Raw genomic sequence first — 13,046 nt, 5'->3', positions numbered from 1 at the left:
CGGCACCCTCTTTGGCTTCACTATGTATAAGTTCAAAGCCTTCGGCTTGTAAGCGCTTCATCTCCGATTGAATATCATCAACCTCAAAAGCTATGTGGTGAATGCCCTCTCCTCGTTTTTCTATAAACTTAGCAATGGGACTATTTGGATGAAGAGCCTGAAGGAGTTCAATTTTGGTCTCCCCTACTCTAAAGAAAGATGTAGAAACACCTTCCGATTCCACCTCCTCAACTTTGTAGTGGGCTTGATTGAATAGCTTCTCAAATAAGGCGTTGGCATTAGTAAGATCTTTTACGGCTATTCCGATGTGTTCAACTTTCTTCATAAAACAAAACTAAAAAAAAAGGGCGGTGAAAAACACCGCCCTTCCAAATATTATATTCTAGTTTATTAGAATCCAACGTTTAGAGAAATCCAAGTTTTTGTAACGTCTTCTCCTGTTCTATCAGTAGTAGCGTAGTTTACAGATACGCCTGAATTGTCAGATAAAGAGTATCCTAATGAAAGATCCATTACAGAATAATCGATAGTCTCGTTTTCAGATTTAATTGTGTGCATAGTAGCTCCAATCATGAAGTCACCCATTGCATAAGAACCACCGAAAGTCATATCAGTACCTTCATAAGTCATAGTAGAGTATTCCATACCAGAACCGTAGAAGTCACCGAAACTACCTGATGCCATGTAAAAACCATTCTCTCCGTACATATCGTATCCAGCGTGAACAGTTAAGTCATCATTAACAGCATAAGATACACCTAATGAAGTAAGGTCCATTTCTGTACCGTTGTTGTCATTTGTGTAGTAACCTAAAGATAGTTCTGCTCCATTATCCATTGCATAAGTTGCATCTAGACCCATAGAAACATCATCCATATTAAGCATATCTTCTGACTGAGTTGACGTGTAAAATAAGTTGAAGCCCATGTTGCCCATATCTTTAGAAATATTAGCAAACATTCTTGATGCATCGTGTGCAAAAGGAATCATGTCAGTTGCTTCAGTGTTATCTGCAGTAGAATAACCTACATGTACATCAGCGAAATCGTTGTTGATTCCGAATAAGAAACCGTCCCATGTGTTACCGTTTTCTTGTACCCAGTCATTATCTCCCATGATACGGCCGCTTCCAAAAGTTAATGCCATACGACCAGCTTTTAATGAAGCAAAATCCATTAAGTTAGTCGTAGCATAAGCCTGACGTAATGAGTTAGTAATGCCTTGATTAGCAAGGGCACCTAAAGTAGTAAACGAGTTAACTTCAGCGTAAACGCTTACTGCCTCTCCTCCGAATTCAACAGCAGCTCTTACTCTTTGCTCCGTACTCGTAGCATCTTCAGTCGAATTAACTCTTGTTCTAGAGTCAACAGACCAATCTTGTGCAGAAACTGTTGTTGCTAGTCCTAACGTTAAAGCTAGAACAAAATGCAAATTCTTTTTCATAATAAATTTAGTTAAAATTGGTTAATAACGAGCGCAAGATGCAAATTTATTCTATAACCACCAAAAAAAATCAATTTGTTCTTCTTAACACGCTAGTGTTGATAATAGGGGGTATATAGAGTTTATGTATTAGGACAAAAATCTTCTAATTCGTTGATTTTCAGCATTTTGAACATCATGTTTTGGTTGTGTCAAAAAGACACTAAAATCATACGATAATAAGGGTCCCTGGAGTACTCCTCTAGTGCCAAGACCATTAAATACGCCAATTCTGTCGTATTTTGGGTGCAAACCTATCAAAAATCGACGATCTTTTACCGTTGGACGAACCCCCGCTTCACTAGTAACTACCTCAAAATCCACCTCTAAGATCTCTTGCAACTTAGTCCTAAGGAACTCTTGTCCCTCCCTAGTAAGCTCATCTGTAAAATCTGTGTGATTATAGGTCGCTCCTACCGTATAAAAGTGATTTCCTAGAGGAAGAATGTACACACCCTTACTTATTATACTATCAAAATGATCAACTTCTGGTATGCGTATAGTCAAAACCTCTCCTTTTGTAGGTGTAATCGGCAGTTTACTAAACAAAGGGTTATGCATTACCCTAAAGCCTTCACAGAAAATAATGGTTTTAGCTTCAATATCTTTATAGGTGTTATTTTCAGTTATAAAAGCAGAAAAATCAAACTCCTCTTCTAGCAAATTGCAGGTTGTTTTAAAGTATGCTCGTGATGAATCCAAAAACACATTAGTATCAAGGTATCCAGAGGGGCTTATGCTAGCAGAACCAAAATCATCTTTTAAAGGGCTAGAATGCTTAGCCTTATGGAAAGCCTGAATATACTCCTGCATATCCGTATTGCTATATTTAACTTGCCATTGGTGTTTGACCTCCTCATTCGAAAACAACCTCAGGATAGGCTTTAAATGAAAAAAGGAGGTGCCTAGCTTTTTCTCCAGCTCCTGATAACGTTCAATCGCCTTAGGTAAAAAATTATGAACATTAAATGAGGGGATACAGCGTTTCATCCCTACAGGATTGATAATTCCTGCAGCAACTCGGCTAGCGGAAGCTCTAAAGTTTTTATCAATAATTGCAATAGAATATTCTTTTTCTAAAAGGTCGTGAGCTAAAAGCGTGCCAGCAATACCCTGACCTATTATTAAGAAGTCGACCTTTTTCATTGAAGTTTGAATAGGCCCCAAAGGTAATTAATAAAGTTGTTTTTACCAGTAGTAAGAATGGCGTCTGTTTCGCTTATCGTTTATATTGAAGCCTAAACAGATTTCATGTGAACCAGAAGAAAAAGTGCTAATTGAACTAATGCCGTAATCATAGGAATACGATAAATTCATTGAGCCTGCTCTTACACCGGCTATGACAACTAAGGCTTGTGAGCTTCTAAGTGATAAGCCCGCCCAATAGGAGTTGTTAAATAGAAAGCGAGTGTTAAAATCAACTTGTACAGGACCGACTTCCGTACCTTTAACTAAAACAGAAGGTTCTATCTGTAAATCGTAGTACACATTAAAGATATATCCTGCATTGGCATAATAGTGCCTGACCTCATCGTTATCGCCAAATATTGGAGATATTGCTTCCTTAAAAGTAGATTCAAATAATTGATGAGCAGCAACGGATAAAAAGTAATTTTCTGAATACAAATACGCCCCCACATTAGCATCTGGCACTATCTTAGAATACTTTCCGCCTTGAAACTCTGGGTCTGGGTTGTTAAATTCAAGCTCATCCATTTTTAAGCTATGTTGGCTCAACTGACCGCTTAAGCCTAATGAAAGTCGAGTGTCATTATCATTCTCTAGCTGTAAATGATAAGCAAACGCTAGGTTTACTGACAAATGACTGTATGGTCCTGTCTGGTCTTGCATGATAATTGCACCAACACCAATTTCATCAAAAGCTACAGGCATATGATAACTTAATATGTTTGTTTGAGGAGCTATTGAGCCGAAAGAAGACCATTGAGTCCTCGAGCTAATTTTGATAGGAAAATACGGTTTTGAACCCGCAACTGCTGGATTAAGAATAAAATCATTAGAGATATATTGACTAAACATCGGCAACTGCTGCGATTGGACAGCTGTAGCAGATAACATCAATAAAATTAGTAGTCGTCTCATATATCTTTTTTATCGAACAATAGTTACAGTTCCTACCGTTGGCTCTTCGCCATTGTTTAGGGTTATCACATAATAATAGGTCGCTGAAGGCAATGGCTCGTTATTATACATTCCTTGCCAAGCACCGTCCCAAGCATTTATGTAAGCTTTTGTAGAGTAAACCCTATCGCCCCATCGGTTGAATACTTCGACTAATCCATCAGGGTATAATTCAATATTATCAATATGCCAATAATCATTATTTTGATCTCCATTAGGCGAAAATGCAGAATACGCATTAATACATGTGCCCACCCCTTCTGGCACAAGTGCATCTGTCTCTGAAATACAACCATTGGCATCTGTAACCACAAGCGAATAAGCACCTGATTGAATATTGTCGTTTATTGGGTTTTCTGTGAAATTATCCCACATAAAAGTATATGGAGGATATCCGCCAGAAACTACAGCCTCAGCACTAGCGTCATTATTATCAGCACAAGATGGTTCTTGAATAAGATAATCAATCTGTAGTGGAATGATGGGGTCAATAGTAAATGATACTTCTCTTTCACATCCGCCAAAGTCAGTAACCACAACAGAATAAGAGCCCGGGTCTGTAATTTGAACTAACTCTGTAGTTTCATTGTTCGTCCAAAGATAAGAATAAGGCACTTGTCCGCCAGAAGTTAATACCAATGCCGATGCAACCGGATTTTCTTCACAAATGTGAGTGTGCTCTACAAAAGCAAAGATAGAGTCGGGCTGTTCAAGGCTTTCAGAAGCACTTAATACACAACCAAACTGATCAGTCATCGTTACTGTATAATCGCCAGGAGCTAAAGATACAGCCGTTAAAGTTGTTTGTGCATTAGCATCATTCCACAATACAGAAAAATTTGAACTTGGATTTGAATTATTTAAAACAGCTTGTATTTCTCCTGAGTTAGGGATATTACAATTAATTGGGGTAACATTAAGGGTAATTGTCGGTTGAGTAACCTCAAAACTTTCATTAAGCTGACATCCATTGGCATCAGTGATTGTTACCGAATAATTACCCGCAAGCAATTGAGTAGCAGAACTTTGCGTAGAGCCGTTTGACCATAAATAGGTGAAGTTTGGGCTTCCACCAGATGGATTGGCAGATGCTGAACCATTTACGTCACCAGAACATCCAAGGTTTGAAATGCTTAGGTTCGACACTATAGTAGCGGGCTGAGGAACAAATACATTTGTAACACTAGAAATACAACCATTGGCATCTGTAATGAGCACTCCATAATTGTTTTCAGCAAGTCCAGAAATAGTATATGGTGCTTGATTAGTAGATTGGTAAACAGCATCAACAAAATAGGAGTAATTGCCTGTTCCGCCTGTTCCTTCAATAGTTACTTCACCATCTGCTAGTCCAAAACAACTAACGGAATCAATAGTAATGTTTGTAATAAGCACCTCATTAGGTGGTATTACATCAAAATTTAAGCTGTTCGAAACGCAACCATTGACGTCATACAAAGAGAAAGATTGAGTTCCTGCGGAAAATCCCGTAACCTGATTGTTAGCAGGAAGATTAATTAATATCGGATTGGGCGGTAACGAATAACTATAGGCGCCTGTTCCACCATTTGCTTCAATTTCAATAGTAGCATCAGATGATGATGGGCAGCTTAATTGGGATCCATTATAATCGGAAACAACAGAAATCGCAGTTAAGGATAATACTGTAGGTTCGTTTAAATCGTAATTCTCTTGGAATGAACAACCATTAATATCTTCAATGGAAATATTAAGTGTTGAAGCTGATAAATTTGCAAAAACCGGGGAGGCTTGATATGTTGTGCCATTGTCGATAGAATAAGCATACCCTCCAGCGCCACCCACAACTTGAATAGTAATCTCTCCATCCGCAGCCCCATTACAGCTTATCGGTGAACTTACTAATACCGGGTCTTGGGATAAGGGTTGTGGGGATTGAAGGTTAATTCCCTCTGCAGTAGATAAACATAAATTAGTATCACGAGCAATAAGAGTGTAATTGCCTGCTGGCAATCCATAGACGCTATCCCCTTCTGTAGCAGAATATGGGAATGTTAATCCACCGTCAATACTGAATTCATAAGAAGGTGTACCTCCTGATGCTATAAAACTAACCGCCCCATTTGTTGAGTCTGCACAACTGACGTCAAAACCAGAATAATTCAACAAAGAAGTTAGAGATAAGTTAACAGGTGTTGGGTTAGCTAAAAATGTGTTAAGAGACAAACTACAATCATTTGCGTCTGAAACAGTTACCGAGGGTGACCCGGAACAAATATTATCCACAACATTTGTATTCCCATAGTCTACTCCGTCCACTTCATAATTAAATGGCGCTGTTCCGCCTGAAGTTATAATCGTTAAAACAGCATCGCATTCGTCAGTACAACTGACCTCACTGGTAGTTTCAACATTATCAATACTGATGGGTGCAGGATCCGTGAGGGTTAATTGAACTGTATCTGAAAAACAGCCTAAATCATCAATTGCATAAAATGAATAATTATCAGCATTTAAGCCTGTAACAATATTGGCTGAAGGAACTGACAGGGGTTCTATATCACTGAAATATTCATAGGAATACGATACGCCTTCTCCTCCTGTTGCGACCACGCTTACTTCGCCATCAGAAACACCTGAACAACTTATTACTTCACCATTGTAATCGGATGTTATTTGAGCGTCAATTGTAACTGCTGAAGCAGGGCTAATAGTAACATCGAATTGTTCGTAAGCATAATTAGGTGCTAAAATGGGGTCTCTAGCGAATACTGAATAATTTCCTGGCGCTAAGTTCTGATATAAAACATCCGTTAGCCATGGTCCTGCTAAGCCATTAATAGAATACTCAATATCTGGACTGGCTAAAGATGCAGGAGTAATTATAATTTGACCATCATTAGTGTTACTACACGAAGTGTTTATTGCTTCAACTGTATCTATATAAGCGGCTATAACTAGTGAATAATCTTCTGTTTCACCATGAAAGTAACCCCAGGTTGACCAGTCTATAAAATCAAAATCCCAAAGTGAACCGGCTCCGTCAACACCACCAACCCTAGCATATACTACTCTCATCGCTATTTCACCTTCGACAGCATCGCTAGGGATAGTAACCGAACCGCTAAAAACAGGGTACATTGAACTGGATTGGGCAGAAGTAAATACAAGTTCGCCAGCATCTGAAAAATCACTATTTCCATTAAAATCAATGTAAACTCTAGCGGCCCTAGTGCCTATAATTTCATCCGAATTACATGTTCCTCCTTCAATTTCAAATTGATAGGTAGAATCTTTTGACACACTCATGGTATATACGAACCCTGCGGTATTACCATCGCCAATAGTGGAGTTTACAATCATGTAATTACTATATACCGCACAAGGACTACTGTAATTGCCTACGGGGGGACTCATAATATCATCTGCGCCATAAGGCGGTGTGCCAAAATAAACTCTTGAAACTAATTCGTCGCCGTAAAAGCTTGCTCCTTGAGAAAACACTGAGGTGTGCCCAAAAAGCACGCAGATAAAAAACATAAAAAACTTGTTCATTTAGGCGTTGTGTTAAGTTAAGTAGTTCTACAAACTTAACTATATAATTCCTATTTAGTTAACAAATAAGCAAAAAAAAACCGTAAAAATCTTACGGTTTTAAAAGAGGTTTCGAGCGGATTCGAACCGCTGTAGATGGTGTTGCAGACCACTGCCTAGCCACTCGGCCACGAAACCAAAATTGGGAAACAAACTTAATCTTTTTTTTATAATTTACACATTAAAGAATTTCTCTTTAACTAAAACGCTTTCAACGTCGCCATTTATAGGTGGGTTTATCTTAGAAACTGAAACCTCAACTGTTTCAATCATTGTATGATTTAAAACTATTGCATCGATGATTCTTTTTACGACATGTTCCAGTAAATTGCTTGGGATAGACATTTCAGTCTTAACAATGCTATTGATAGAGACATAATCAACAGTATCAGCAAGTTTATCAGAAATTGAAGATGTTTGTAAATCTGTTTCAACGGTTACATTAACCTCGTAGTCAGACCCTATTTTACGCTCTTCATCTAGGCAGCCGTGATAGGCGTATGCCTTTATGCCTTTTACTGAAATTACACCCATATCTACGATAGCTTTTGAATAGCCGTTTCAATCCTTTTAACAACTTCGTCTTTGCCCAGCAAAGCTGAAATCTCAAACATTGACGGGCCCATGCCTTTTCCCGTTACGGCTAGCCTAAAGGTTGGCAACACCATTCCTAAAGCCCACTCATTTACTTCTAGCAAGGATTTAAACTCTTTTTCAATATTCTCAGAAGAAAAATCCGACATTCCGCTGAATAAATCCATTACCTTTTTGAGTATGTCAGGCGTATGTTCTTTCCATTTTTTTCGATGGGTTTTTTCGTCATATTTAGAAGGGGGTTCAAAAAAGAATTGGCTGCTTTCCCAAATGTCTTCAACAAAAGTAGCTCGCTCTTTCATCAACTCACAAACATTAGCCAAAAGACCGCTGTCAACTGATTTTGAATCTGTTATTTTAGAGTGCATCAATTGGGCCAGTTCATCACCGCTTTTGCTTCTTAAATACTGCTGATTAAACCACTTGGTTTTGTCAAAATCAAATTTTGCGCCAGCTTTTCCAACCCTTTGCAACGAAAAGGATTCAACAAGTTCATCCATTGAAAATATTTCTTGAGCAGTTCCAGGGTTCCAGCCTAAAAAAGCTAACATATTTGTAAAGGCTTCTGGGAAATAACCCTCTTCTCTATAGCCTGATGAAACTTCGTCTGTTTCAGGATTGGTCCATTCAGTTGGAAAAACAGGAAAGCCTAATCTATCACCGTCTCTTTTGCTGAGTTTTCCGTTACCATCAGGCTTTAATATCAAAGGCAAGTGAGCAAATGCTGGGCATTCCCAATCAAAAAAGCGATACAACAGAACATGCAAAGGCGCTGATGGCAACCACTCCTCCCCTCTAATAACATGAGTTATTTTCATCAAATGGTCATCCACAACATTCGCTAAATGGTAAGTAGGCATACCGTCTGATTTAAAAAGGACTTTGTCATCGAGATTGTTTGTATTGACAACCACCCAACCGCGTATAGTGTCGTTTATTTTTACCTCTTCATTTCTAGGCATTTTAACACGAATAACATAAGAATCTCCCCTGTCTAGTCTTTCTTTAACCTCGTCTTCAGAAAGAGATATCGAATTCTGCATGCTATCCCTCACTACAGAATTATATTGTGGTGATGGCACTCCAGCATTTTTCATGCGCTGGCGCATTTCGTCAAGATCTTCCGCAGTATCAAAAGCATAATAGGCGTGCCCTTTTTCTAGTAATATATCAGCATACTGCCTGTACATTGGCTTGCGGTCCGACTGCCTGTATGGCCCTAAATCGCCACCATGACCCAAGCCTTCGTCAATATTTATCTTACACCACGACAGAGCGTCTAAAATGTATTGTTCCGCTCCAGGAACTAAGCGTGTTTGATCCGTATCTTCTAGTCTCAACAAAAAGTCTCCATTGTGTTTTTTTGCAAAAAGATAGTTGTATAAGGCTGTTCTCACACCTCCCATATGCAATGGTCCTGTCGGACTTGGGGCAAATCTTACTCTTACTTTATCCATCAATGTCATTTAATTAAGCCAACAAAGATACGTTTTCTTCTATATTGACTGTTTTGTGATGGTGCTAAATATCTTACCTTTGTGGTATGAGTGGTCGTAGCGAATTGTTTGAAAAACTTGAGGAGTTTATTAGTAAGTATTATAAAAACCTTCTCCTTAAAGGGGTAATCTACTTCTTTTCTGTTTTTGTAGGTTTCTTCATTCTGTTTTCTGTTGGCGAATACTACGGTCAATTCAACACACTAATTAGAACGTTTTTATTCTGGGCATTTAGTGTTTTTAATCTATTCGTTTTATGGAAATGGGTGGTTATTCCTTTGATAGGTCTTTACAGGATTGGGCAATCTTTGGATTACTTTGAAGCCGCTAAAATAATTGGTAATCATTTCTCTAGTGTTGAAGATAAATTAGTAAATCTTCTGCAGCTACAAGAATTATCGGAAGATGATAACGCCCTCATTGAAGCCAGCATACAACAAAAAATAAATCAGCTTAAGCCAATACCTTTTACAAAGGCTATTGATTTAAGAGCCAACAAGGTATATCTGAAATACGCCATAGCACCAATTGCAGTATTGATTATTCTTTTCCTTTCGGGAAATAAAAATATGGTTTTGGAAAGCTCTTCAAGAATCATCTCTTATAATACCGAATACCTGCCTGTTGCTCCTTTTGATTTTATAATTGACAACACTTCATTACAAGTGGTAAAAGGTGACGATTTTCAACTTTATATGCATTATGAAGGCTCTGAAATACCCAAATCTAGCCAAATAATGGTTGGAGATAATGTGTTTGACATGAAAAAAGAAGCACAAGGAGAGTTTTCCTACCTCTTCAAAAACCCCCAAAACAGCTCAGATTTTAGGTTTACATCTAATGGGTTTACATCAAGCTCAAAGACACTAACCGTAGTGCCAAAACCCTTTGTGGTACGCTTCACTACAGAACTAGTGTTTCCAACTTACATCAAGAAGACAAACGAAACCCTTGAGAATACGGGTAACCTTAATATTCCAGAAGGAACACGGGTTAAATGGTTGTTCTACACGGAAAACTCAGATGAGGTTTTTATGCAATTCAATGAAAGTGAAGCGTGTGAACGAACTTCAGAAAGCGCCTTTAGTTTTCAAAAGCGATTTGTAGAAAATACAGCTTATAGTCTTTTCACAAAAAACAACTTCGTAAAAGGGGACAGTATATCATACCAGATTAGCGTTTTTGCAGATGAATACCCAAATATTTCTGTTGAAACAACTGTAGATAGTATCAACGAAATGCTACACTATTTTGATGGTGTAGTTCAAGATGATTATGGCATTCTGAAACTAACATTTAATTACCAACTAATTGAAGGCGATAGTAGCAAATGGCAACAGGTAGATATCGTTGTAAACCCATCAAATAATGAAGAGCGTTTTTTTGTTAATTACAACTTTGCTGACTTGGGTTTGGCTTTTGGTCAAGGGATGAACTATTATTTTGAAGTGTGGGATAATGACGGTATAAACGGAAATAAATCAACAAAATCTAGTGTCGCAACTTTCCAAGCCGCAAGTATTAAAGAGTTGGAACAACAATCTGACAGCAAAAACAATGAACTAAAGGCTGACATCAGTGAATCAAAAAAATTGGCAGAAGAAATACAAAAAGAGCTTGAGGAGCTTCAAAAACAACTCCTAAAGAGTAAAGAACTAAGCTGGGAAGACAAACAAAAAACTAATGCTCTACTTGAAAAGCAAAATGAGTTAAAAAATAAAATTGATAAGATTCAAAAACAGCAAAAGAAAAACAGCCTTCAAGAAAAACAGTATAAAAGCCCTAAAAACGAGCTCCTTAAAAAACAAGAAGAAATTCAACGCCTTTTTGAAAGCCTGATGGATGAGGAGATGGAGAAGATGATGGACGAGCTTAAAGACATGATGGACGATATCAAAAAAGAAGACCTCCAAAAAGCTCTTGAGGACATGCAAAAAAGTGATGAAGACATCGAAAAAGAATTAGATAGAACACTAGAACTTTTTAAGCAAATGGAGGTTGAACAAAAGCTAGAAAAAAACATTGACAACTTAAAGAAGCTAGCCGAAAAACAAAAAGAACTTTCAGAGAAAAAAGACGATAAAGAGGCTTTGAAACAAGAGCAAGAAAATCTCCAAAAAGAATTTGAGGATATCCAAAAAGATTTAGAAAAAGCTAAAGAAATGAATGATAAGCTGGAGTATAAACAAGACATCCCAAACACAAAACCTGCTGAAGAAGAGATAAAAAATGACATGCAAAAAAGTGTAGATCAGCTAGAGAAAAACATGAAAAAACAAGCGGGTAAAAGTCAAAAAAGTGCCGCTGAGAAAATGGAAGAAATGAGTCAGTCCTTACAGTCTGCCATGCAATCAGCTGAACAAGAGCAAGTAGCTGAAGACATGCAAACCTTAAGGCAAATTCTTGAAAACCTGATTGTCCTTTCCGTTGATCAAGAAAACATCCTTAAAACTATCCCACAAATTAACATCAACAGCCCTCTTTATTTAGACTATTTACAACTGCAAAAAAAGCTTCAAACAGACGCACAAATTATCGAAGACAGCCTCTTTGCCCTTAGTAAAAGGCAACCTCAAATTGAGTCTATCGTTAATAAAGAAATCAATACCATTAACTTAAGTACAGAAAAAGCACTTGAAGAGATGGCCGAAAGACGCTCAGCAAAAGCGAGTGAACGACAACAATTCGCCATGACTTCAGCAAACAACCTAGCGCTTATACTTTCTGAAACGCTTGAGCAAATGCAAAAAGAAATGGCTAATATGGAAAGTAAGCCTAGCAGTAAAATGTGCAATAAACCAAATTCTTCAGGAGGGGAGGGCATGAAAGAAATGAAGCAAAAGCAAAAGCAAGTGAAAGAGCAGATGAAACAAATGCTTCAATCCAAAGATGGCAAAAACGGAAAATCAAATAAAGGGCTTGCAAAACTCGCCGCCCAACAAGAAATGATTCGAAACCGGATGAGCGAACTAAGAGATGAATTAGGCAATGACAAAAACGGAAAAAACAACCTTGATCAACTCATCAATCAAATGGAAGAAAATGAGGTTGATATTATAAACGATAATATAACCTTGGAAAGCATCAGGCGACAAGAAACAATAATGAGTCGTTTACTTGAAGCCGAAAAGGCTGAGAGAGAAAGAGATGAGGAAGAAAAAAGAGAGTCAACAGAATGGATGAATGATTTGTCCAAACGATTGGTAAATCCGTATGAGGAATACCAAAAAGAGAAAGAAAAACAGCAAGAGTTGCTCAGAACTATGCCGCCCTCTTTCACGCCTTTTTACAAACAAAAAGTCAAAGAATATTTCAATGAAAACGGACAGTAAAATTTTCCTTCATTCAGAATGTAATTTTGAAACCAACTCCATATCTCATTTGGATTCGTGGATTAAAAACACAATTGTTAGTGAGAAAAAAACATTGGGAGAAATCAACTATATTTTCTGCGACGACGATTACCTTTTAGAAAAAAACCAAACCTTCTTAAATCACGATACATTAACAGACATTATCACATTTGACTATTCAGATGAAAACGGTATAGGGGGGGATATTTTCATAAGTATTGATCGAGTAAAAGAAAATGCTCGTAAATTTGCAGTTCCTTTTGATACTGAACTTAGACGAGTTATGATTCACGGTGTACTACACTTGATCGGCTATAATGACAAGTCAGACGAAGAAAAAGAATTAATGAGAGAAAAAGAAGATTTTTATCTCAAACAAAAACACAAGTAACTGTATATCAGTATT

The 13,046-nt window shown here is 37.7% G+C and carries 9 protein-coding genes and 1 tRNA gene; 2 read left to right on the top strand and 8 right to left on the bottom strand.

From position 1 onward, the window contains the following. The 8 genes from ISP73_06790 to ISP73_06755 all read right to left on the bottom strand — a co-directional run. Positions 1 to 325, bottom strand: a 325-nt coding sequence (locus tag ISP73_06790) for a VOC family protein (GenBank protein MBL6658288.1), incomplete at its 3' end; no start/stop codon positions are given. Positions 326 to 390: 65 nt separating this feature from the next. Beyond that, complete coding sequence (locus ISP73_06785; GenBank protein ID MBL6658287.1) at positions 391 to 1,443, bottom strand: hypothetical protein; 1,053 nt, start codon at positions 1,441 to 1,443, stop codon at positions 391 to 393. Between the two features lie 129 nt (positions 1,444 to 1,572). Continuing rightward, positions 1,573 to 2,628 carry an FAD-binding oxidoreductase gene (locus tag ISP73_06780; GenBank protein MBL6658286.1) on the bottom strand — a complete coding sequence of 352 codons (1,056 nt, stop codon included), beginning with the start codon at positions 2,626 to 2,628 and terminating at the stop codon, positions 1,573 to 1,575. Between the two features lie 42 nt (positions 2,629 to 2,670). Further along, positions 2,671 to 3,585, bottom strand: coding sequence for a type IX secretion system membrane protein PorP/SprF (locus ISP73_06775; protein MBL6658285.1), 915 nt, complete (start codon positions 3,583 to 3,585; stop codon positions 2,671 to 2,673). Positions 3,586 to 3,594: 9 nt separating this feature from the next. After that, positions 3,595 to 7,158, bottom strand: a complete 3,564-nt coding sequence (locus ISP73_06770) for a gliding motility-associated C-terminal domain-containing protein (protein MBL6658284.1) — start codon at positions 7,156 to 7,158, stop codon at positions 3,595 to 3,597. A 106-nt stretch (positions 7,159 to 7,264) separates the two neighbouring features. After that, positions 7,265 to 7,335, bottom strand: a tRNA-Cys gene (locus tag ISP73_06765). A gap of 36 nt (positions 7,336 to 7,371) precedes the next feature. Beyond that, a complete protein-coding gene (gene folB / locus ISP73_06760; protein MBL6658283.1) occupies positions 7,372 to 7,731 on the bottom strand; it encodes a dihydroneopterin aldolase in 360 nt (119 codons plus the stop codon). Between the two features lie 2 nt (positions 7,732 to 7,733). Further along, a complete protein-coding gene (locus ISP73_06755; protein ID MBL6658282.1) occupies positions 7,734 to 9,257 on the bottom strand; it encodes a glutamate--tRNA ligase in 1,524 nt (507 codons plus the stop codon). Positions 9,258 to 9,334: 77 nt separating this feature from the next. On the opposite strand from ISP73_06755, the gene ISP73_06750 reads away from it, so the two are divergent. Beyond that, complete coding sequence (locus ISP73_06750) at positions 9,335 to 12,619, top strand: hypothetical protein (protein MBL6658281.1); 3,285 nt, start codon at positions 9,335 to 9,337, stop codon at positions 12,617 to 12,619. Beyond that, positions 12,603 to 13,031 (top strand): rRNA maturation RNase YbeY, encoded by a 429-nt coding sequence (gene ybeY / locus ISP73_06745; GenBank protein ID MBL6658280.1) that lies wholly within the window; start codon positions 12,603 to 12,605, stop codon positions 13,029 to 13,031. Before ISP73_06750 ends, ybeY begins: the two co-directional genes overlap by 17 nt. Positions 13,032 to 13,046 lie beyond the last annotated feature (15 nt).

The organism is Flavobacteriales bacterium (genome assembly GCA_016779935.1).
GTDB lineage: Bacteria > Bacteroidota > Bacteroidia > Flavobacteriales > UBA7312.
Note: the sequence above shows the minus strand (reverse complement) of the source record. Positions and strands in the feature narration are given on the sequence as shown.